A 23,362-nucleotide genomic window follows, 5' to 3' on the forward strand; every position below is an offset into this window, starting at 1 on the left:
AGTCAATGCGCGGGTGGGGCCGTGGCAGGTGCGGGGGCGGGTTCTTCGGGCTTCTTCTCCAGACCGAAGAAGCGGCGCCAGCCGCCACCGCTGGATTGCTCGGCGGGCGCTGTGGCCTCGCCGGGAACGCCCTCGATCGACGGCGCATTGCCGGCGCAGGGAGCATACGCGGGCGTGAAGCCAACCACGAACGGGAACTGCCGCGCGCCGGGGCAACCGGCGTCGGTCACGCCGGTCCCGGCGGCATCGACCGGCTGCCAGTCCAGCCCCTTGCCGCTGACCTTGAGCGGCGCGCTGGGCAGGCGCGCGAAGATGCTCGACCACACCCGCATCGCACCGGTGGCGCCGTACAGGCCGGTCTGCTCGTTCTGGTCGTTGCCCATCCAGATCACCGCCAGGTGATCGCCGGTGTAGCCGGCATACCAGCTGTCGCGACCATCGTTGGAGGTGCCGGTCTTGCCGGCCGGCGACAGCCGCCCCAGCCCGTCGCTCAGCAACTGACGCGCGGTGCCGCCGCTGACCACCTGCTGCAGCGCGATGCTGATCAGGTTGGCCGCCACCGAGTCGCCTTCCTGTGCCGGTGCCGGGGTCTTGTCGTAGCGCTTGAGCAACTTGCCCTGCGGGTCGAGCACGCCACGCACCGCATGCAGCGGCTGGATCTCGCCGCCGGCGGCCAGGAACTGGTACAGCTGCGCCATGCCGTACGGGCTCTGGTCGGTAGCGCCCAGGATCAGCGAAGGATTGGGGTCGGCCTTGATCCCGGCCAGCACCTGGATCAGCTGGGCGATGCGGTCGGCACCGACCTGCATGCCCACCCGCACCGTGGCCTGGTTGTAGGAATGCGCCAGTGCATCGATCAGCCGTACCGTGCCGTGGCTGCGGTTGTCGGAATTGCCCGGCGACCAGGTCTTGCCGCGGCTGAGCTGCACGGTCACCGGCGAGTCGTCGACCCAGCTGGATAGCGCCCAGCGATCCGGCGAGGCCAGGGCCAGCAGGTAGACGAACGGCTTGAGCAGCGAGCCGACCTGACGCTGCGCTTCCACCGCGCGATTGAACCCGGGCTTGGCCACGTCGCGGCTGCCGACCACCGCCAGCACGTCACCGTTGTGCACATCGGTCAGCACCAGGCCGGCCTGCAAGGGCGGGCGCTTCTTGTTGTCCAGGCGCTTGATGGTGCCGGTCACCGCGCCTTCGGCATACGCCTGCGCAGACGGCGACATGCCGGTGAGCACGCTCATGCCGGCGCCCTGCAGCACGCCTTCCGGGTAGTCGTGTGCCAGCTGGCGGCGCACCAGATCCACATAGGCCGGGAAGCGGTTGGCCGCGACTAGGCCCGGCTCCTGCGGCACGCCCAACGGTGCGGCCAGCGCGCGCTTGTATTCGGCATCGTTGATCAGGCTGTTTTCGTGCAGCTTGCCCAGTACGAAATTACGCCGGTCCAGCGCGCGTTCCGGGTTGCGGCGCGGGTCGTAATACGACGGCCCCTTGACCAGCCCGATCAGCAGGGCGATCTGCTCGGTGGTCATCGAATTCAACTCACGACCGAACCACAGCTCCGCGCCCGACGACACCCCGTGGATGGCCTGCCCGCCGCGCTGGCCCAGGTAGACCTGATTGAGATAGGCCTCCAGGATGGTGCGCTTGTCGTAGCGCGCCTCCATGATCACCGCGTACAGGATCTCGTTGAACTTGCGGGTGAGCGTCTGCTCCTTGCCGATGCCGAGCAGGCCGCTGCGGGCCAGCTGCTGGGTCAGGGTGCTGGCGCCCTGCCGCACCTGGCCGCCGGAGCGCAGCATGATCCAGGCCGCACGCACCATGCCGCTGAGATCGATGCCGTGATGGCTGTTGAAGTCGCGGTCTTCCACCGCCTGCAAGCCGGTCACCAGCAACTCCGGCACTTCCTCCATGCGCACCAGGCGGCGCTCTTCCTGCTTTTGTCCGTACAGCGTGGCGATGCGTGCCGGGTCCAGACGTGCGCTCTTGAGCGCCTTGCGGTCGCCGGCATCGCGCAGGCTGGCCACGCGGCCACCGGACAGCGCCACCTCGACACGCCGCGCGGGCACACGTCCGTCCACGTCGATATAGCCACGGCTGGCGATGGTGAAGCGGCTGCCGTCCTGCTGGTAGGTGCCGGCCAGCTTGGCCTGGCCGTCATCGCGGTACGACGCCGCATCCAGCTCGGTCTTCAAGGTGGCCGCATCCAGCGCATTGCCGGGCGCCAGTACCAACGGCCGCCCGTAAACGCGGGTCGGGATCTGCCAGCGCAGTTCGCCGAACCGTTGGCTGACCTGCTTGTTCAGATACACCGTGTAGGGAATCAGGAAACCGAGCGCCAGCGCGATGCCGGCAAAGCCCCAGACAATCAGTCTGCGCTGCCAGCGGGAGCCTTGCTCGTCGGTGTCGTCCTGGAAATCGTCGGAATCGTCGTGGTCGTAGCGTCGGGGCACGGGAATGCGAGAATGTAGAGTCCGGCGAGTCTAGCGCAGCGGTGTCATGGTTGCGGTTTACCGGGCCTGGCGACTTAAGCGCGGCTAACAAACGCCGACACCTTGTGCTGTGGTCCGGCGATGCTCGGCGCGGCATGGCCCGCTCGGTACACTGCGCGCTCAGGCCCGCCTTGCCCCATCCGGCGACGGCTCGCCCTGTATCACCCGTCTCTACGCTGGAGTTCCAACGGAATGTCGATGTCCCTGGCCGATGCGCGCTACCTGTTCAATCGCGTGCTTGGCCTGATCCACCGCAGCGTGGCGAGCATGCGCACCCGCGGGTGGCGCGCCACCTGGCAACGCATTCGCGTGCACACGCAGGCGCCGCCGGTCGCGCTCGGCACCCCGCTCTGGTTGCCGGACGCCACGCCGTTCGACGTATTCGCGGTACCGCACAGCGCCGCGCCACGGGTGACGGTGGTGATTCCGGTGTACAACCACATCGCTCATACGCTGGCCTGCCTGCGCGCGCTCGCCGCGCATCCGCCACGGCTCGCCATCGAGATCATCGTGGTGGACGACGGCAGCAGCGATGCCACCGCGGTGCAGCTGCCGCAGATCGAGGGCCTGCACTATCACCTGCGCGCCAGCAACGGCGGTTTCATCGCAGCCTGCAATGATGGCATTGAACTTGCGCGCGGCGATTACGTGGTGTTGCTCAACAACGACACCATCCCGCAGCCCGGCTGGCTGGACCGGCTGATCGCCACGTTCGACCAGCACCCGGCTGCCGGGCTGGTCGGCGCGCAGCTCGTTTACCCGGACGGACGTCTGCAGGAATCCGGTGGCGTGGTGTTCGCCGATGGCAGCGCCTGGAGCTACGGCCGCTTCGAATCGGCCGAGGACCCGCGCTATGCCCATGTGCGCGCGATGGACTACTGCTCGGGTGCGGCGATTGCCCTGCCACGGGCGCTGTTGCAGACACTGGGCGGGCTGGATCGCCGCTACATGCCGGCCTACTACGAAGACACCGACCTGGCTTTCGCGGTACGCGCCGCCGGGCATCAGGTGCTGGTGCAACCGGCCAGCGTGGTGGTGCATGACGAAGGCACCAGCAACGGCACCGACACCCGTACCGGGGTCAAGGCCTACCAGGTCCGCAATCAGGCGGTCTTTGCGGACAAATGGCAGCAGGTGCTGACCCGGCAATTGCCGGTCGGCCGCGTGCCCGGCCCCGCGCAGCTGCATCGCGGGCAGCGCCAGGTACTGATCCTGGACGAATGCGTGCCGCAGCCGGACCGCGACTCCGGCTCGTTGCGGCAATTCAACCTGATCCGTCTGCTCTGCGAAGAAGGCGCGCACGTGGTGTTCGTGCCCACCCGTCGCGAACATGCCGGACGCCACACCCAGGCGCTGCAGCAGCTGGGCGTGGAGGTCTGGTACGCGCCGTTCCTGGAGGGCATCGGCAGCTGGTTGCGCACGCATGGGTCGCGGTTTGCGGTGGTGCTGCTGGTGCGTCATCACGTGGCGCATGCCTGCCTGCCGTTGCTCAAGCAATACGCGCCCCAGGCACGCACCCTGTTCGATACCGTCGACCTGCATTACCTGCGCGAACGCCGCGGTGCCGAGCTTGCCGGCGATGCCAACCTGCTGCGCAGCGCAGAGCGCACCCGGGTGCGCGAACTGGAGATCATGGCCGCCACCGATGTCACCCTGCTGGTGTCGGCCGCCGAACAGGCGCAGCTGCGCGCGGACGCGCCGCAGATCCGCACCGCCCTGCTGTCCAACCTGCATGATGTCGCCGGCAGCGGCCACCGTTTCGAACAACGCCGCGACCTGGTGTTCGTCGGAGGGTTCCGTCACGCGCCGAACGTGGACGCGGTGCAGTGGTTCATCAGCGCCATCTTCCCGCAGGTCCGCGCGCAACTGCCCGGCGTGGTCTTTCATTGCATCGGCGCCGACCTGCCCGAAGCGCTCAAGCTGCTGGCCGACGAATGCCCGGGCGTGCAGTTGCACGGGCATGTGCCGGACCTGGTGCCGTTCATGGACAGCGCGCGCCTGTCGGTGGCACCGCTGCGCTTTGGCGCAGGCGTCAAGGGCAAGATCAACCTGAGCATGGCGCACGGCCAACCGGTGGTCGGCACCACCTGTGCGGTGGAAGGCATGCACCTGCGCGACGGCGAAGATGTCTGCGTGGCCGACGACGCCGACGCGTTCGCCAGCGCCATCGTGCGGCTGTATCAGGATGCGGCGTTATGGCAACGCCTGGCGGACAACGGCTTGCGCAACGTGGCCCGGCATTTCTCGCTGGAGGCCGCACGCGACACGGTGCGCGCGTTGTTTATCGCGCCTTGACCGGGCGGTGTCGCGCGTGTCGCCTGGCCGACCGGGACTCTGCGACCGACCTCACTCACTCCCCGCCGACGCATGCCTCAGCGCTGCTCGGCCACCGCCCGCACCCGTCGCGTGAACTCGGCCAGCTCCGGCAAGCCTGGATCCAGCTGATGCGCCTGGTCCTGGGCACGTCGGGCGAACGCTGCATCCTCCTGCCCCAGCCGCTCGCTGCCGACCGCAACCCAGCGTTGCGCCAGGCGCCGACGTGCGCCGGCCAGCGCATCGCCATTGGGCGTCAGCGCCTGCCAGGCATCCAGACATCCGCGCGCCGCGCGCAGGCGGTTGTTGCGCAGTTCGTCTTCGAAGCAGCGTTGACTGGCAGGCACCACCCGCGCGGCCGCCTGCACCACGCGTGGATCGCGCGGCGCCAGCGCCTGTGCCGCGCGCACGGCATCGTATGCACTGGCCCCGGGCGGCGTCATCCACTGCTGGCGTGCTTCGGCGTCGGCCACGCGTTGCAGCAACACGCGCAGGCGGCGCTCGCGCACTGCGCGCGACAGACCGGTCTGCGGGTCGCGTTGCGCATCGCGCGCACGCGCGATCGCCTGCTCGGCCTGCGCGATCGATGCAGCGCCCGGCACCAGGGCCTGCGCCTGTTGCAGCGACTGCAAGGCCTCATCGAAATGGAAATCCGCAGCCTGGCGACCCGCCTGCGCAGCGTATTCGCCGGCCACCCGTTCGAGCCCGCGCTGCGCCCCGGCATCTGCCGGCTCGGCGGCCAGCACCGCGGCAAAATCGCGCGCTGCCGGGGCCAACCGGCCGCGGCGCAGCAAGGTCTGAGCACGTTGACGGCGCTGCTCGAGCAGACGGTGATAGTGCCCCTCGGTCAGCGGCAGGTCGGCATGCCCGGCGTCGTAGCGCTTGGCAGCGGCCAGCAGGGCGGCGGCATCGGCAAGTGCGTCGCGTGCCAGCGCATGGCGCGCCTGCGCCAGCAGATCGGTCAGGGCATCTTCGCGTCCTTCCAGCGCGTCGGTGCGGTCCGGGGCCAGGGTCAGGATGCGCTGGTAAAGCGGCAGCGCGCTGTCGGGGGTTCCATCCAGGCGCCCCTGTTGCTGGGCGATCACCGCCTGTGCGAGCAAGGCATCGAGCCCGGCACGGCGCGCCTGCAGGTCGCGCAGGCGCAGCGCGACCGGGGCGGTCTGCGCCTGCGGCACCTCCAGCGCACCTGCCAGTGTCAGCGCGCGTTGCGCACCGGGCGCATCGCCGGCCGCGATGGCCGCACGTGCCTGCACCACGGCGGCGGCACCGGTACGCGCCAGACCGGTCCGCGCCTCGGTGCGATCGCTGTCCAGCGCGAGTGCAGCGTTGAACAATTCGCGCGCCCCGGTGCCGTCGGCTGCGCTGAGCCGGCCGCGCAGCAAGGCCGCATCGCCGCGTTGCAGCAGCTGCTGGATGCGCGTATCCGGCCACAGCCAGTCGGCAAGCGGCTTGCGCAGCACGATGACGCTGAGGAGCAGGCACGCGGACAGCGCCAACACCACGCGCCATAGCGCGCGGCTGCGCAACGGCGCCCAGAGGCGGGACGACCTGGCCCAGCGCGGCAGCGGGAACATGCGGTGGCGACCATCCTTGGCGCGACCTGACGGGGACGCGTTCACCCGACTATGGTAGCTGCCTGCTGCGAAGACGATGTGCGTTTCGGGATTCGGGATTCGGGATTCGGGATTCGGGAATCGTCAGGCAAACATGGCTGATGGGCTTTGCAGGTCCACGGATGTACCGTCGAGCAAAGGGCAGCACCGGGCCTGGCCGCTCCTAAAACATGGTCTGCCATCGTCGGCTTGTCCAGATCGATGGATGCCGAGGCATACGCTTTTACGATAACCGCCGCTCGTCTTTGCGGCGCCCGTCAAACGAACGCCACCGCCTTGTTACCCAGCCTCAGCCCAGGCGTCGGACCTCGTTGACGCCGGGCAAGGCGTCCAGTTTACCGAGCAGGGCCGACAGCTGGTCGTAGTCGCTGACCTTGAGCCGCAGCCGCAACTGCGCCCTGCCGGTGTCGCGCACGTTGTCGCTGTTGATCTCCAGCACGTGGGCGTCTTCCTGCGCGATCAGGTTGGTGATGTCCTTGAGCAGCCAACGGCGATCCACCGCACGCACCTGCACATCCACCTCGTAGCCGCTGCCAGCCTTGCCCCACTCCACCGGCAACACGCGCTGCGGGTGGGCGGCGGCCAGCCGCGCCAATGCCGCGCAATCGGTGCGGTGGACGGTGATGCCGCGCCCGCGGGTGAGGTAGCCGGCAATCGGTTCGCCGGCCACCGGCTGGCAGCAGCGCGCCAGCTGCACCAGCAGGTTGCCCACGCCCTGCACGGTGAATTTGGACTTGCCCAACCCATCGCGACGCGCAGTCGGGCGTGGCGGCGCCGGCACCGCCGGTTGCGACGCGGCGCGCTCGGCTTCCAGCAACGCGCGGCTGACCTGGTTCGGGCCGGTATCGCCCAGCGCCACCTGGATATACAGCTCGTCGATGTTCTCGGCGTGGAATTTGCGTGCCGCCACGCCCAGATCGTCATGCTGCAGGCCCAGCCGCTTGAGCTCGCGATCGAGCAGGTCCTTGCCGGCCTGCACGTTGCGCGCGCGGTCGAGCTTGTGGAACCACGCACGCACCTTGTCGCGCGACCGCCCGCTGGCCAGAAAGCCGTTGGACGCCAGCAGCCAGTCGCGGCGCGGGTCGGCTTCCTTGGCGGTCATGATCTCCACGCGGTCGCCGCTGCGCAGCCGATAGGTCAGCGGCACGATGCGGTCGTTGACGCGCGCGCCGCGGCAGCGATGCCCCACCATGGTGTGCACGTGATACGCAAAGTCCAGCGGCGTGGCGCCCTGTGGCAGATCGATCACCTCGCCCTTGGGGGTCAGCGCGTACACGCGGTCTTCGATCAGCTCGGCATCCAGCGCGCCGGCCAGCTCGCCGTGGTCGCCTTCCTGCACCTGCTCCAGCAACTGGCGCATCCACAGGATCTTGCGATCGAAGGCCTTTTCGGCGCCCTTGCTGCCTTCCTTGTATTTCCAGTGCGCAGCCACGCCAAGTTCGGCCTGGGCGTGCATCTCGAAGGTACGGATCTGGATTTCGATGGTGCGCCCTTCCGGGCCGACCACGGCGGTGTGCAGCGAGCGGTAGTCGTTGGCCTTGGGACGGGCGATGTAATCGTCGAACTCGCTGGGCACCGGCGCCCACAGCGAATGCACCGCGCCCAAGGCCGCGTAGCAGGCCGCCACGTCGTCCACCATCACCCGCACTGCGCGCACGTCGTACAACTGGTCGAAGGACAACCGCTTTTTCTGCATCTTCCGCCAGATGCTGTAGATGTGCTTCGGCCGCCCGCTCACCTCCGCACGCAGCCCCTGCCCGGCCAACGCGCTGGACAGGCTGCGCTTGACCGCTTCGATATAGCGCTCGCGTGCAACGCGGGTTTCATCCACCTCGCGGGCGATGCGGCGGTAGGTCTCCGGCTCCAGGTGACGGAACGCCAGATCTTCCAGTTCCCACTTCACCTGCCAGATGCCCAGACGGTTCGCCAGCGGGGCATGGATGTCGCGGGTGAGCTGGGCCAGCGCGCGGCGCTGTTCCTCGTTGAGCCGGTCGGCCACGCGCATGCGCGACAACTGCCGCGCCAGCAGGATCGGCACCACCCGCAGGTCGTGGATGATCGACAGCAACAAGCGGCGCAGGCCCTCGCTGTTGCGCCCAGCCTCGCGCCCGGCATGCAGCGCCCAGACCTGGTCGGCCGCATCCAGGCCATCGAGCAGGCCCTCCACCGCCACGCGCCGCTCCGCCGGTTGCCACGGCAGGGCGGCAACGGTGCCGCGCAACGCCGGCAGGTCGAACAGCAGCGCCGCAATCAGGGTGGCCTCGTCGGCCGCCAGCAAGGCCAGCGCATCCAGCGTGTCGCCGAGCAGCGACCACGGCACGCTGTCGGCTGGCGCGGGCGGCATGTCCTGCCAGGCCTGCGCAAGCGCGTCCCGCAGGGCGGGTGCGATCGAGGCGACAGCCGGGCGCTGCAGCACTGCCTGCAGGCGTTCGAATGAGGAACTGGTCACAACGGTGGACACGGTGGCGGCAACAACAAGGGGCTGACAGCTACGGTAACGTGCGCGTCACCCTCTCCACAACGCGAAATTTCGGTGCCCGTGCGCTGCCGCATGACCGCCGTGCTTATGGTCGGTTCACGCGCCAACGTCTTGATTCGCAACCGCTCGGCGCAATGCGGCAGGCGCCGTCACATTCCATCTGCGCCTCATCCGCCGCTTTTTACGTGCTCTTTACAACTCGCCCAAACCGGCTGCCTATGCTCCCTGCACGTCGTTGCTGTCGTGCGCAGCGGCGACGTCACTCACCCAACTGCGAGGTAGCCGATGAAGACCTGGAAGAAGCCTGTCGTTCGAGAAGTCAACTGTGGCGCCGAAATCAACTGCTACGTCTCCGGCGAGTTTTGATCCGGCCCGTTTCACACGCACCTGCCGCCCTTCCTTCTTGATGCATGTCCGGCAGTTGCCGGCAGATTAGGTAACAGTTCTCCATGCGCATCATTGTTCTGGGATCGGCGGCCGGCGGTGGGCACCCGCAGTGGAATTGCCACACACCCGCCAGCCAGCGGGCGTGGCAACAAGCAGACGGTGCCCAACGTCGTACCCAGGCCAGCATCGCCGTCAGCGCAGATGGCCAGCGTTGGGTGTTGATCAATGCCTCTCCTGATTTCCGCCAGCAGATCCTTGCCACACCCGCGCTATGGCCACAGCAGGGGCTGCGTCACTCGCCGATCGAGGCAGTGCTGCTGACCAGCGGCGAAATCGACCACATCGCCGGGCTGCTGTCGATGCGCGAGAGCCAACCCTTCTCGTTGCATGCCAGCAGCCGCGTGCTCGACCTGCTGGCACAGAACCCGATCTTCGACGCAGTCAACCCGCACTACGTCACGCGCACGCCCTTCGCGCTCGATACACCCTTACCGCTGCTCGGCCTGCAGCTCACACCGTTCTCGGTGCCGGGCAAGGTGCCATTGTTCATGGAATCGCGCAGTGGCGGCGACCTCGCCGGCTCCAACGAGGAAACCCTTGGGCTCACCATCGACGATGGCCGGCACCGGGTGCACTACATTCCCGGCTGCGCCGTCATGACCGATGCACTGCGCGCCCGCCTGCAAGGCGCCGAGCTGGTGTTCTTCGACGGCACGCTGTGGCGCGACGATGAAATGGTGCAGCTGGGCGTCAGCCAGAAGACCGGCCGGCGCATGGGCCATCTCAGCATCGACGGACCCGAGGGCACCATCGCCGCGTTCGAAACGCTGAACGTGGCGCGCAAGATCTTCATCCATATCAACACCACCAATCCCGTGCTCGATATCCACTCCCCGGAGTACGCCAGCGCGCGTGCCAGCGGCTGGGATGTCGCCCACGACGGCCTGGAGATCACGCTGTGACCGCCCTGCTCACCCCCGACCAGCTGGAAGCAGACCTGCGTGCCATCGGTGCACGCCTGTATCACGACCAGCACCCCTTCCACGCGCTGCTGCACGACGGCAAGCTCGATCGCGGCCAGGTGCAGGCGTGGGCCTTGAACCGCTTCGAGTACCAACGCTGCATTCCATTGAAGGACGCTGCGATCCTGGCACGCATGGAAGACCCGGCGCTGCGGCGCATCTGGCGCCAGCGCATCCTCGATCACGACGGCAATAGCGCGGCCGATGGCGGCATTGCCCGCTGGCTGCATCTGACCGATGCACTCGGCCTGGGCCGCCAGCTGGTGGAATCGGGGCGTGCACTGCTGCCCGGCACCCGCTTTGCGGTGCAGGCATATCTGCACTTCGTGCGCGAGAAGAGCCTGCTCGAGGCCATCGCGTCGTCGCTGACGGAATTGTTCGCTCCCAACATCATCGGCAAGCGCGTGGCCGGCATGCTCACGCATTACGACTTCGTCTCGGCCGAGGCGCTGGCCTACTTCGAGCATCGCCTGACCGAAGCGCCGCGCGATTCGGATTTCGCGCTGGACTACGTCAAGCAGCACGCCGACACCATCGAGAAACAACAGCTGGTCAAGGACGCGCTGCATTTCAAATGCTCGGTGCTCTGGGCGCAACTGGATGCCTTGCACGTGGCCTATATTGCGCCCGGCATCGTGTGGCCGGACGCGTTCGTGCCGGCGCGCGACGCCACCCGGGCCGCCGCGTGAGCAGCATCACGCGCGACAGCCAGCCGGCCCTGCGCGCAGGCGTACGCCTGCAGCATGACCGCGCACGCGACCAATGGGTGCTGCTCGCACCCGAACGCGTGGTCGAGCTGGACGAGATCGCCCTGGTGGTGGCGCAGCGCTTCGATGGCGTCCGGTCGCTGGCGCAGATTGCAGTGGAGCTGGCCGCCGAGTTCGACGCCGACACCACCGAGATCGAAGCCGATGTGATCGAGCTGACGACCACCTTGCATCAGAAGCGTCTGCTGCGGCCATGAACAGCGCACCGCCGCCGCTGTCGGTGCTGCTGGAGCTGACCCATCGCTGCCCGCTGGCGTGCCCGTATTGCTCCAACCCGATTGCACTGGCCGCACTGCGCGAGGAGATGGACACCGCCGGCTGGCGCTCGCTGCTGCAGCAGGCCGCCGACATGGGCGTACTGCAGGCGCATTTTTCCGGTGGCGAGCCGATGCTGCGCAAGGACCTGCCCGAACTGGTGGCGCATGCGCGCGCGCTCGGGCTGTACAGCAACCTGATCACCTCCGGCGTGGCTGGCGGCGAGCGGATGCTGGACCAGCTGCAGGCCGCCGGGCTGGAGCACGTGCAACTGAGCGTGCAGGACGTCGACCCGGCCGGCGCCGACCGCATTGCCGGCTATCGCAACAGCCTGGCAAAGAAGCGCGAGTTCGCCAGCGCCGTGCGTGCGCGTGGCCTGCCGCTGACCCTCAACGCGGTGCTGCACCGGCATAACGCCGAGCGCGTGCCCGGCATGATCGCGCTCGCGCTGGAATGGCAGGCCGAGCGTATCGAGGTTGCCCATACCCAGTACTACGGCTGGGGCCTGCGCAATCGCGCGGCGCTGATGCCCAGCCGCGAGCAGCTGATGGCCACCATCGAGGCAGTGGAAACCGCGCGCCGCGAACTCGGCGACCGCCTGGCGATCGACTTCGTCACCCCCGACTACTACGCACGCCAGCCCAAACCCTGCATGGGCGGCTGGGGCCAGCGCTTCGTCAACATTTCCCCCCGCGGGGACGTGCTGCCCTGCCATGCCGCCGAGACCATCGACGGCATGCGCTTCGACAATCTGCGCGAGCGCTCGCTGGCCGATATCTGGAACAACGGCGAGGCGTTCGTGCGCTTCCGTGGCACCGCGTGGATGCCCGAGGTCTGCCAGGGCTGTCCCAAGCGCGAGATCGACTGGGGCGGCTGCCGTTGCCAGGCGCTGGCGCTCAGCGGCGATGCCGCCACGCTGGACCCGGTGTGCGAACGCTCGCCCACCCACGCGCAGGTACGTGCCACCGCCGAACGCGAAGCGGCCGCGCCAGCGCCGGACTTCGTCTATCGCCGGCCGGCCCGTCCCGCGCGCGCAGAACCCGCCACTGCAGGCAGCACGGACTGACCCGCGGTGGCCGGCGCAGAACAGCGTCTACACTAGCCACCTCTTTCCTCCTGGATGGCTTCCATGTCGCTCGCGCGCCGCATTCCCCTGCTGGTCTGCCTGACCCTTGCGTTGTCTGCCACCCCCGCCCTGGCGCAGCGTGCCGTCCAGGGCGATCTGCAGTCACAGATGAGTGCCGAGCAGTTCAAGGCCGCCGGCCTGGACAAGCTCGACGCCAGCGAACTGGCCGCGCTCAACGACTGGCTGCAGGGCAAGGTGGCCAAGGAAGCGGCCGTGGTGGTCGAGCAGGCCAAGGAGGCCGGCCGCCAGGAAGTCATCGTCAAGAACCGCGGCTTCTTCGATTTCGGCAGCAAGGAGCCGATCGAAAGCAGCATCGTCGGCGAGTTCAAGGGCTTCTCCAAGGGCCGCGTCTACACGCTGGCCAATGGTCAGGACTGGGAACAGACCGACGCCGCCAGCCTGTCCGGCGTGCGCAAGGCGTCCCCCAAGGTCAGGATCAAGCCCGGCCTGGTCGGCGTCTGGTATCTGCAGATCGAGGGCTACAACACCCCGGCCAAGGTACGGCGAATCAAGTAAGCACGGGTAACGGCGCGGCATGGGTGCCTCCTGCCGTGCAATGGCAGCGTGGCCTTCGTCCCAACCCGCTGGCGGCCTTGGCACCGCGACCCGGACGTCCGTAACGTGCAAGACTTGCCATCACGTCCCGGCGCGCCATGTGCTTTCCGCTCGACCTGCCCATGACTGCGCTGGCCCGTTGCACCGCTTCCGGAGGACACCGATGCGCTTGATGACACGTTGCGGTCTTGCCCTGCTGGCCCTGCTCTCCTGCCCGGCGTTGGCCTCTACCGCCGCCGAGCGATGCGCCACCTCGCCAGAGGTCGGGTTTGATCAGGCCCTGGTCTGCTATCACGACGCGGTGGAACAACAGCCGCTGGTCTACACGCGGGTGGGCACCAGCCGCGTTGCTGGCGTGGAACGGCGCGACTACCTGCTCACCTCGCAGACCTGGTCGCCTGAGGCGCGTGTCACGCCGGCCGTCTGGCAGCACGATGTGGCGATCTATGTGCCGTCCGATGCCTTGCCGACCCGCGCGGTGCTGATCTCCACCAACGGCACGCGTCACCCGGCAGACGGCGGCGCGGCGCAGCCGGCCAGCGAGTTGCCGCCGGAGGCGCTGGCTGCGCTGGCGCAACGCAGCCGCACCGTGGTCATCGCATTGAGCGACATTCCCAATCAGGCCTTGCGCTATCAGGGCGACGCCGCGCCACGGCGCGAGGACGACAGCGTCGCCTACACCTGGTCGCTGTTTCTCAAGGCGCCACAGCAACGCAAGACCATGCCGCTGCATGTGCCCATGGCCGCGGCGATCGCACGCACCATGAGCCTGGCCGAGCGTGAGCTGGCGCCGCTGAAGATCCACCGCTTCATCCTTGCCGGTGCGTCCAAGCGCGGCTGGGCCAGCTGGCATGCCACGATCGCCGACCCGCGCGTCGAAGCCGTGGTGCCGTTCGTGATCGATATCCTCAACATGCCGGCGGTGCTGGACCACATGTACCGGACATACGGGGGCAACTGGCCGATTGCATTCAATGCCTACGCCCGGCAAGGCATCACCACGCAGCTGCAGACGCCGGCGTTTGCGCAGCTGGTGCAACTGCAAGACCCGCTGAGCTATCTGCACTCGCCGTACCGCAAGCGGCTGTCGGTGCCCAAATACATCGTCAACGCCAGCGGCGATGATTTTTTCCTGCCCGACAACACGCAGTTCTTCTATGCGGCGCTGCCTGGCAGCAAGGCCTTGCGTGTGGTGCCCAACAGCGCGCACAACGGCATCCGTGCCGCGGTCGTCGACACGTTGGTGCCCTTCGTGACGCGGCTGCAGCAACAGCGCCCGCTTCCGCAGCTGAGCGATACCTTGCGGAGGGGCGCCGCGCCGCAGATCCGCCTGCGGTCTTCCGAGCGACCGACGCAGCTGCAACTGTGGACGGCCAGCAACCCGCAGGCACGCGACTTCCGCTACGCCTGTGGCATCCGCTATCACGCCAGTCCGCTCGTTGCGGGGCGCGGCCACACCGTCACCGTGCCGGTGCAGGTGCCCGAGACCGGCTGGAGCGCGTACTTCGTCGAAGCCACCTATGCCGATGGCTTTGTGGCCACCAGCCAGACCTACATCCTCGGCAAACAGCAGTATCCGCAGCAGGCGCCGCCGACCGACAACGCCGCCTGCAGCACCTTGCCGGGCATGGCGAGCAGTGCCGCTACGCGTTGATGCCGTGTACCGCCAACCTGGCGGAGACGGCGTTTGCCGCAGGTGTCGCCAGCGAAGCGCAGCGGTGGGCGGTGCTGATCCGCGTGTGCGTCTGCTGCCCGCGGCTTCCGAACGGCGTTGAGATGTCGTAGCGGTCACTGCGCAGGTCGCCATTCCACCTGCCTGCGTGCTGTCGCGGCGACGGCCAACTGCAGCCACACCTGCTGCGTGCGCACCCATGGCGACGTCCAGGTTGGCTTGGTGTCGACGGGCGCCACCGCTGCGGTTGACCAAGTGGACACTCTTGACCGCCTTGCGCAACGAAGTCCGCACAGAACCATTCCCAAGCCCCGATTTGGCACTTGAGCCCGCCAGCAAGATCGATCCAACCCGACTGGACCATTGACATCGTTGTCACCAACTCCTAAACAGCCGTGACGCGCTGATGGCATCGGCCAATCGGACGGATCAAAGGACTGCATGTGGCTGCGACCTCGCGTTCTGCTCACGCTTCTGCCTCGCCCGCGGTATCCGCTGCCACCGGCTTCGTCGCGGCCGATGTCGGCGGCACGCATGTCCGGCTTGCCCACGTGATGCAGGCCGACGACGGCGCGGTGGAGCTGTCGCACTACCGCACCTATCGCTGCGCCGAGTACGCCAGCCTCGACGCCATCCTTGCCGAGTTCCTGCCGCAGGTGAGTCGTGTGGAGGCGGTGGTCATCGCCAGCGCCGGCGTTGCGCTGGACGAGGACACCTTCATCAGCAACAACCTGCCGTGGAGCATGTCGCCCAAGCGCCTGCGCACCACGTTGGCGCTGCGCAGCGTGCACCTGGTCAACGATTTCGAAGCCGTCGCCTACGCGGCGCCGCACATGGAGCCGCGTGCGGTGCTGCAGCTGAGCGGCCCCACGCCCCGGCATGTCCGCAGCACCGGCCCGATCCTGGTGGTCGGCCCCGGCACCGGGTTGGGCGCGGCGGTCTGGATCGATGCCACACCCAGACCGCTGGTGCTGCCCACCGAAGCCGGCCAGGTCGCGCTGGCCAGCACCCACGACCACGAACTGCAGCTGCTGCGCATCCTGCTGCGCGGTCAGCACTACCTGCCGCTGGAGCACGTACTGTCCGGCCCCGGTCTGCTCCGGCTCTACAGCGCTGTCTGCCAACTCCATGGCGCCGCGCCACGTCATCAGTTGCCTGCCGCCATCACCCAGGCCGCCTTGCACGAAGACGACGGGCCGGCCGGCGAATGCCTGCAGGTGTTCTGCGCGCTGCTCGGGCATGCCGTCGGCGACATGGCGCTGGCCTATGGCGCGGGCGGCGTCTATCTGGCCGGCGGCATCCTGCCGACGATCGGGCACTTCCTGGCCACCAGCCAGTTCCGTGCGCGCTTCCTGGCCAAGGGCAACATGCGCGAGGTGCTCGAACGCATCCCGGTCAAGCTGGTCGAGCACGGGCAACTGGGCGTGCTCGGTGCGGCCAATTGGTACCTGCAGCACCACGCTGACGTGTCGTAGGCGATCTGTCGCGCGTTGTCGAGAACGCGCGGCGGCAACACCCCGCATCCGGCGAGCAGCCGCCCGCCGTCCATCCCTGTGCGTGATGAGGAGAGACATCATGAAATACAGCGCCACCCTGCTATCCAGTGCGATTGCGTTGTCGTTGGCATTCAGTGCGCATGCCCAGCAGAGCGATGGCCAGCACGCCACCGACCTGGATGCGGTCCAGGTGGTCGGCATCCGTGCCAGCCTGGAAAAATCGCTCGACACCAAACGCAACAACACCGGCATTTCCGAGGCCATCACTGCCGAGGACATCGGCAAGTTCCCGAGCACCAACGTGGCCGAAGCGCTGTCGCAGATTCCTGGCGTCACCCTGGATCGCCGCTTCGGACAAGGCGAACGCGTGAGCATCGACGGCACCGATCCCAGCCTCAACCTGTCGTTCCTGGACGGTCACCCGGTGGCGCAGGCGATCTGGCTGTACGGCGAACAGCCCAGCCGCGGCTTCGACTACACCTTGCTGGCACCGCAAATCCTGGGCCGCGCGGAAATCCTCAAATCCTCCGAGGCGCGACTGACCGAAGGCAGCCTGGGCGGCACGGTCCTGATGCATACGCGCCAGCCGCTGGACCTGGAGGCCAACGAGATTGCCGGTTCCATCGGCTACAGCTACAGCGACCAGGCCAGCACGGGCAAACCCAACGCGGCGCTGCTTTACAGCTGGAAGAACGCTGCAGACACCTTCGGTATCGCGGTCTCCGCGCAGCATTACCAAGAGCGCGTCGACCGCCGTGGCATGGAAGTCTTCGGCTACGCGCCAGCCAGTACCTTCCCTAATGCAGCAGGCACGGTGCCGGCCGATGCGGACGTACCCAACTCGATCAATGCCGCCTGGTTCCAGCAGGACCGTGAGCGCGACAGTGCCGTGGTCAACCTGCAACTCAAGCCCAGCGATGCGCTGGAGTTCAACCTGAGCGGCCTGTACATCAATGAGAATTTCGACAACTACAACCAGTCGATGTACAGCTTTCTCACCTGGAACGCCGGCACGGTGGCGGCGGTGGACCAGCTGGGCAGCGTGCGCAATGGCGTGGTGACCAGCGGCCACTCCAGCGCCAATGCCGATCCGCTCGGCGGCACGGTGATCTACGACAACAACGTGCGCGAATCGGAAGTCACCACCAAGGGCCTGGACCTGCGCGGCGCGTTCCGCGGTGACGGCTGGGGCTTGAACGGACAGGTGGGCCAGAGCAAATCGGAGAACACCGATCTGTCGCAATACTTCATCGAACCGTTCTACAACGGCGGTTTCAGCTGGGACACCCGCCGTGGCATCCGCTTCGACGACCCTGCGGCGGCGCGCAACCCGGCCAACTGGGGCTCGGCCGGCGGCTGGTTTGGCAACAACGGCATCTTCTCCACTGAGAGCAAGGACACCTACGGCCAGCTGGACCTCAACCTGCAGTTCGACAGCGTGTTCAACCAATTGCTGCTGGGCGTGCGCCATGGCAAACACGAGGAGCGCTTCGAGCTCAATGTCTACGGCGGAGTGACCCCCGGCACGTTGGCCGATGTCGGCACGATCGGGCTCACCGATCTGCAGGATTTCTATCCCGATCACGGCCGGCATGTGCAGGCGGGCCGTAACAATGTGCTGAACTGGATCCGCAACAGCCCGGTCGATTACGGCGCACCGGATCCGGCCAGCTATCTCAACAACAGCTGGGCTCTGGAGCAGACCAACAACGCAGCCTATGCGCAGCTGAATTTTTCCGGCGGCGGTGTGCGCGGCAACCTGGGTGTGCGCTATGTGGATTCCAAGACCGAGGGCAGCGGTTTCGTCTACAGCGGCACGCCCTCGCTGGCCAATGCCGACAGCCTGTGGCAGACCCGCACCCGCAAGGAAGACTTTCTGCTGCCTTCGCTGACGCTGTCGTACGACGCTGCCGACGATTGGGTGCTCCGCTTTGCAGCCGCCAAGGTGATCGCCTGGGCGCCCTACAACCAGATGGTCAACAACACCTTCCTCAACGACACCACCTTGACCGGCAGCGGCGGCAACGCGGAGTTGTCGCCCTACGAATCGTGGAATTTCAACCTGTCGGCCGAGTACTACTTCGCGCAGCAATCGGTGGTGGCCTGGTCGGTGTTCTACAAGAAGATCGACAACTACATCGACACCAGCGCCAGCGTGGAGCGCCAGTACAACGCGCTCCGCGACACCGCGCCGCAAAGCTGGGCGCAATTGCTCGGCAGCAACGGCTGTACCGCCGACGGCTATTGCGACTACAGCATCCAGCGGCCGCGCAATGCCGGCGACGGCAAGGTCAAGGGCTTCAACATTTCCTTCCAGCAACCGTTCGGCGACAGTGGCTTCGGCCTGACCGCCAACTACACCTACGCCAACGGCGAAAACAACACCGGCGACGCCCTGCCCTACCAATCGCGCAACAGCGTGGCGTTCAGCCCGTACTACGAAAAAGGCCCGCTCAACGCGCGGCTGACCTACAACTGGCGCGACAGCTATCTGGCCGGCGGCTATGTCGCTGGCGCGGCACCGGCCAGCGTGGACGACTATGCCGAATTGGGGGCAAGCATCGGCTATGCCTTCAGCCCCAACTGGTCGCTGCAGGTGGATGCGCAAAACCTGCTGGATGAAGAATACCTGCAGTATCTGGGCGACAAGGATCACCTGGCCGGCCGTTACAGGAGTGGGCGCCGTTACATGGCCAGCCTGCATGTGAAGTTCTGAAACGGGCAGGCAACGGCCGCACCGGCCATGGGTGGGTGCGGCCGTTGCTTGATGGGTTGGCAGCCGGCGCGGGTTTGCTGCGTGTCTTGTGTGTGCGGATAAGCCGTTGCCGCCGACCGCACCGCCGACACCACGCGACGACGCTTCAGCCGTGTGAACTGCACGCCGCGCCGGCCGCCCGATGCGATCGGAGCGGCCGGCCTGCTGGGGGTGCGTTCCTGGTTCGGCGTGCGCACCCGACGACGGGCAACGCGCTGCCACAAATCAAATGCCGCTCAGCTCCGCAGCGCCGCGACGCGCTGCGACAACTTCTTCGCAGACACGCCCGACTTGGCGCCCAGTTCCTGCGCAAATACCGACACACGCAGCTCTTCCAGATCCCAACGCAGCGATTGCCATTCCTCGCGCTGCTGCAAGCCGCGCGCGGCCGCGTCATCCAGCGCATCCACGAAGGGCTTGAGTTCGAGCATGCGCGCCTGGTCGCGCGCCGGGTCGCGCTTGGCCCGCTCGGTACGCAGGATCATCGCCCTGAGGTAGCGCGGATAGTTGGCCAGCGCCTCGGCCGGCGTGTCACGCAAGAACCCGGCATGCACCAGCGCACGCAACTGCTGCTCCATGTCGTCCAGATTGCCGCGTGCCCAGCCCATCAACGGCGCTTCCAGCAGGGGTTTGAGCTCGGCGACTGCCCCCAGGATGCTTTCGGCCAGGGTCAGCCGCGCCATCGCCTCGCCGAACAGCCGCTTGGTGGCATCGTCGCGACGTTGCGCAAATGCAGCCGGGTCGCGAATCGCAGCCAGCCCCTCGGCCAGCACCGCATTGAGCGCGGCATCGACCAGATCGCCACGCAGGCGCTCCTGCGATTCGATGGCCGCGTACAGCAAGCCGGTCTTGGGCGACACCGGCAATTGCTTGCGCGCTTGCTTGATCTTGTCGGCGAGCGCGATCTCCAGCAGACGCCGCACCCCGCGCGGATGCGCGCGCGCCGCCTCGTTGCGGTCGGCGAAGATGCGTAGCGCCGCGTTGTCGCCCTGATCCACCAACGCCGGATAGGCCGGCACACCGGCCTCGCCGGCCACCTGCTCGGGGATCGCGGCGGCCGGAAAATCGCGCAGACCTTCGGCGGCCAGCGCACGCCCGGCCCGCGCGGCAAATGCCTGGCCGGCGCGCTCGCCGAAGCGCGCGCGCAGCCCGTCCAGATCGCGCGATTCGGCGAGCACCTTGCCGTCATCGTCGCGCAGGCGCAGGTTCATCAGCAGATGCGTGTCCAGCGACTCCTCATCGAAATCCAGCGCCGCCACCTGCACACCGGTGGCCTTGGACAAAAACCGCGCCAGCTCGCCGCGGATGTCGTCGGCCGAGGGCAGGCTGTAGGCCTCGTAGAACGCACGCCCGAAGTCCGGCGCCGGAACGAAATTGCGCCGCAACACCTTGGGCAGGCTGCGGATCAGCGCCGACGCCTTGTCGGCCACAAAGCCCGGTGCCAGCCACGACAGGCGCGCCGGGTCCAGCGCGTTGAGCAGGTGCAGCGGCACCTCCAGGGTGACACCGTCATCGGCGGCACCCGGCTCGAAGCGGTAGTGCAACGGCAGCCGCGCATCGCCAAGCGGGAAATACTTCGGAAAGCGGTCCGCCTCGCTGCCTTCGCCCGGCAGCAGGTCGTTCAAGCTCCAATGCAGGCTGCGGCGCTTGTCCGGCGGCAGGGTCTTCCACCACGCATCCAGCCCGCTGGCCGAATGCAGTTCGGCCGGGATGCGATCCAGATACCAGCGCGCCTGCCAGCCTTCGTCGGCCATAATGCCGGCACGCCGCAGCTTTGCTTCTTCTTCGCGTGCCTGCTCCAGCACCTTGAGGTTGTCGGCGACGAAGGCCGCGCGCGTATTGATCTCGCCGGTCACCAGGCCCTGGCGCACGAACAACTCGTGTGCGCCGGCCGGGTCGATCTTGCCGTAGTGCACCGGCTTCTTCGGTGCCAGCACCAGGCCGAACAGGCTGATCTGTTCGGAAGCGACCACCTGCCCCTGGGCGCGCGACCAATGCGCATCGAAGTGCTTGCGCGCCAGCAGGTGCCCCAGTTCGGCGATGGCCCAGTCCGGCTCGATCGCCGCGTTGGTCATGCCCCAGACCTTTTGGGTGTCCAGCAGCGTGGCCGCCAGGATCCACGGTGGCGGCTTGCGCGCCAGGGCCGAGCCGGGGAATGGCACGAACCGCCGCTGCCGCGCCGCCAGAAAGTCGCCCTTTTCGGTGCGGTGGCCGATCTGCGTGGGCAGGCCGGCCAGCAGCGCGCGATGCAGCGATTGATAGGCGGCCGCGCGTTCGCGCTCGCTGGTGCGTGCCGACACCTCGGCCGCGTCGGCCTGCCGGCTTACCGCCGCGGGCGTGCGCTGCAGCGCCGGCGCGGTGGGATCGGGCTTGCCTTCGCGCGCCAGACGCGCGGCGCGATGCAGTTGCCCGCGCGTGGGCCGATTGGCGTTGTGGCCGTCGTCGCGTGCCGGCGCACTGGCACCGGCCAGCAGCGGCGCCAGCACCGCAGTGGCCGGCTCTTCGCTCCAGCCGAGCTCCTCGCACAGCAGCCGCAACTGACGATGCAGTTCGCGCCACTCGCGCATGCGCAAGAAGCCGAGGAAATGCCGGCCGCACCAGTCGCGCAACTTGGATTGGGTGAGATCTTCGTGTACCTGCCGGTACGCTTCCCACAGGCGCAGGATGCCGACGAATTCCGAACGCGCATCGGCGAACAGCGCATGCGCATTGTCGGCGGCCTCGCGTGCTTCGGGCGGGCGCTCGCGCGGGTCCTGGATGCCCAGGAAGGAGGCGATGATGATCATCTCGCGCAGGCACCCATGCTGCTGCGCGGCCACCAGCATGCGCGCCAGCTTGACGTCCACCGGCAGGCGCGCCATCTGCCGGCCGATGGCGGTCAGACGGCGTTCGGCATCGATTGCACCCAGTTCCAGCAGCTGCTGCCAGCCATCGGCCACCGCACGCTCGTCCGGCGCCTCCAGAAACGGGAAGTCTTCGATCCGCCCCAGCCCCAGCTGCAACATGCGCAGGATCACGCCCGACAACGACGAACGCCGGATCTCCGGGTCGGTGAACGCCGGGCGCGCAGCAAAGTCGGCTTCGGCATACAGCCGGTAGCAGATGCCCTCGGCGATGCGTCCGCAGCGGCCCATGCGCTGGTTGGCGCTGGCCTGCGAGATCGGCTCGATGTGCAGGCGGTCCAGCTTCTGGCGCGGGCTGTAGCGTTTGACCCGCGCAAACCCCGGGTCCACCACGTAGCGGATGCGCGGCACCGTCAACGAGGTCTCGGCCACGTTGGTGGCCAGCACCAGGCGTCGGCGCGGGCCGGGGTTGAAGACGCGGTCCTGGTCGGCGGCCGACAACCGCGCATACAGCGGCACCACTTCGGTGTCGCGGTATTTGCGCCGCTCCAGGGAATGATGCGCATCGCGGATCTCGCGCTCGCCCGGCAGGAACATCAGCACATCGCCACGCGGGTCGATGCGGGTGATTTCATCGATGGCCGCCACGATCGCATCGTTGACGGTGCGTTCGCCGTCACGCCCGTTGCCGTCGTCCTCCTCGCCGCCGGCCTCGCCCTCCAACGGGCGGTAGCGCACTTCCACCGGGAAGGTGCGCCCTTCCACGCTGATCACCGGCGCATTGTTGAAGTGCTGGGCGAAGCGCTCGGTATCGATGGTGGCCGAGGTGACGATCAGCTTCAGATCGGGGCGCTTGCTCAGCAGTTGCTTGAGATAGCCCAGCAGGAAATCGATGTTGAGGCTGCGCTCGTGCGCCTCGTCCACGATGATGGTGTCGTAGGACGACAGCCAACGGTCGCTGGCGATTTCAGCCAGCAGGATGCCGTCGGTCATGAACTTGATGCGCGACTGCTCGCTCACCCGGTCGGTGAAGCGCACCTGGAAGCCCACCGTGGTGCCCAATGGGGTCTTCAACTCGTCGGCCACGCGTGCCGCCACCGCACGCGCGGCAATCCGGCGCGGCTGGGTACAGCCGATCATGCCGGCCGCGCCGCGCCCGGCCGCCAGACACAGCTTGGGCAACTGGGTGGTCTTGCCCGAGCCGGTCTCGCCGGCAATGACCACCACCTGGTGGTCGCGGATCAGCGCGATGATGCGTTCGGCCTCGCGCGCAATCGGCAGCTGCTCGTCCAGCGTGACGGCGGGCAGCTGCTCGGCGCGCGCCTGGCGCTGCGCCTGCGATGCCGCCAGGGCTTGCTCAAACGCCTCGCGCACCTGCACATTGCCGGGCTTGCCCTGCCAGCGCGACCATAGGCCCAGCAAACGGCCACGGTCGCGGCTCATCGCGCCATCCACGGCACGGCGGCGCTCGCGCAAGGTATTGGCAAGGTCGGTATCGATAGCGCTCATTGATCGGAAAATGTGAAAGATTGAATGACGTTTGATCCTTTAGCCTGTCTATTGTGACGCCATAACTGTTCTGTCAGACACCAA

At 67.6% G+C, this 23,362-nt stretch carries 14 protein-coding genes; 10 read left to right on the top strand and 4 right to left on the bottom strand.

Annotated elements, in window-relative coordinates; all coding sequences use genetic code 11:
- Positions 1–2: 2 nt before the first annotated feature.
- The gene (gene mrcB / locus ABQZ09_RS04290) at positions 3–2,447 is read right to left on the bottom strand and encodes a penicillin-binding protein 1B (protein WP_166749101.1); all 2,445 of its coding nucleotides are present in this window, start codon (positions 2,445–2,447) and stop codon (positions 3–5) included.
- Positions 2,448–2,678: 231 nt separating this feature from the next.
- On the opposite strand from mrcB, the gene ABQZ09_RS04295 reads away from it, so the two are divergent.
- Positions 2,679–4,781 carry a glycosyltransferase gene (locus ABQZ09_RS04295; protein WP_349776193.1) on the top strand — a complete coding sequence of 701 codons (2,103 nt, stop codon included), beginning with the start codon at positions 2,679–2,681 and terminating at the stop codon, positions 4,779–4,781.
- Between the two features lie 77 nt (positions 4,782–4,858).
- Here the strand turns inward: ABQZ09_RS04295 and ABQZ09_RS04300 are convergent, their stop codons facing one another.
- On the bottom strand, positions 4,859–6,373 hold the full coding sequence (locus ABQZ09_RS04300) for a hypothetical protein (RefSeq protein ID WP_349776194.1): 1,515 nt from the start codon (positions 6,371–6,373) through the stop codon (positions 4,859–4,861).
- A gap of 328 nt (positions 6,374–6,701) precedes the next feature.
- Positions 6,702–8,861: a RelA/SpoT family protein gene (locus ABQZ09_RS04305; RefSeq protein WP_349776195.1), complete on the bottom strand. Its 2,160-nt coding sequence runs from the start codon at positions 8,859–8,861 to the stop codon at positions 6,702–6,704.
- Between the two features lie 315 nt (positions 8,862–9,176).
- Here ABQZ09_RS04305 and pqqA point away from each other — a divergent pair, with 315 nt between their 5' ends.
- The 9 genes from pqqA (at position 9,177) to ABQZ09_RS04350 (ending at position 18,887) form a co-directional block, all read left to right on the top strand.
- Complete coding sequence (pqqA, locus tag ABQZ09_RS04310; RefSeq protein ID WP_002812057.1) at positions 9,177–9,257, top strand: pyrroloquinoline quinone precursor peptide PqqA; 81 nt, start codon at positions 9,177–9,179, stop codon at positions 9,255–9,257.
- 83 nt (positions 9,258–9,340) lie between these two features.
- Entirely contained in the window at positions 9,341–10,240 is a 900-nt protein-coding gene (pqqB, locus tag ABQZ09_RS04315; RefSeq protein WP_349776196.1) for a pyrroloquinoline quinone biosynthesis protein PqqB, read from the top strand.
- Positions 10,237–10,989, top strand: a complete 753-nt coding sequence (gene pqqC, locus ABQZ09_RS04320) for a pyrroloquinoline-quinone synthase PqqC (protein ID WP_349776197.1) — start codon at positions 10,237–10,239, stop codon at positions 10,987–10,989. Before pqqB ends, pqqC begins: the two co-directional genes overlap by 4 nt.
- Complete coding sequence (gene pqqD / locus ABQZ09_RS04325) at positions 10,875–11,264, top strand: pyrroloquinoline quinone biosynthesis peptide chaperone PqqD (protein ID WP_503018468.1); 390 nt, start codon at positions 10,875–10,877, stop codon at positions 11,262–11,264. The genes pqqC and pqqD overlap by 115 nt, the downstream gene beginning before the upstream one ends.
- Positions 11,261–12,388: a pyrroloquinoline quinone biosynthesis protein PqqE gene (gene pqqE / locus ABQZ09_RS04330; RefSeq protein ID WP_039410989.1), complete on the top strand. Its 1,128-nt coding sequence runs from the start codon at positions 11,261–11,263 to the stop codon at positions 12,386–12,388. Before pqqD ends, pqqE begins: the two co-directional genes overlap by 4 nt.
- A gap of 63 nt (positions 12,389–12,451) precedes the next feature.
- Positions 12,452–12,964 carry a hypothetical protein gene (locus ABQZ09_RS04335; protein WP_184556698.1) on the top strand — a complete coding sequence of 171 codons (513 nt, stop codon included), beginning with the start codon at positions 12,452–12,454 and terminating at the stop codon, positions 12,962–12,964.
- 202 nt (positions 12,965–13,166) lie between these two features.
- Positions 13,167–14,657 (top strand): PhoPQ-activated pathogenicity-related family protein, encoded by a 1,491-nt coding sequence (locus ABQZ09_RS04340; protein WP_349776198.1) that lies wholly within the window; start codon positions 13,167–13,169, stop codon positions 14,655–14,657.
- Positions 14,658–15,118: 461 nt separating this feature from the next.
- Complete coding sequence (locus ABQZ09_RS04345) at positions 15,119–16,150, top strand: glucokinase family protein (protein WP_228314213.1); 1,032 nt, start codon at positions 15,119–15,121, stop codon at positions 16,148–16,150.
- A gap of 100 nt (positions 16,151–16,250) precedes the next feature.
- Positions 16,251–18,887 carry a TonB-dependent receptor gene (locus tag ABQZ09_RS04350; RefSeq protein ID WP_349776199.1) on the top strand — a complete coding sequence of 879 codons (2,637 nt, stop codon included), beginning with the start codon at positions 16,251–16,253 and terminating at the stop codon, positions 18,885–18,887.
- Positions 18,888–19,162: 275 nt separating this feature from the next.
- On the opposite strand, the gene hrpA is transcribed toward ABQZ09_RS04350, so the two are convergent.
- Positions 19,163–23,278 carry an ATP-dependent RNA helicase HrpA gene (gene hrpA / locus ABQZ09_RS04355; protein WP_349776200.1) on the bottom strand — a complete coding sequence of 1,372 codons (4,116 nt, stop codon included), beginning with the start codon at positions 23,276–23,278 and terminating at the stop codon, positions 19,163–19,165.
- Positions 23,279–23,362 lie beyond the last annotated feature (84 nt).

The organism is Xanthomonas sp. WHRI 6106, from assembly GCF_040202405.1.
Classification (GTDB): domain Bacteria; phylum Pseudomonadota; class Gammaproteobacteria; order Xanthomonadales; family Xanthomonadaceae; genus Xanthomonas; species Xanthomonas cannabis.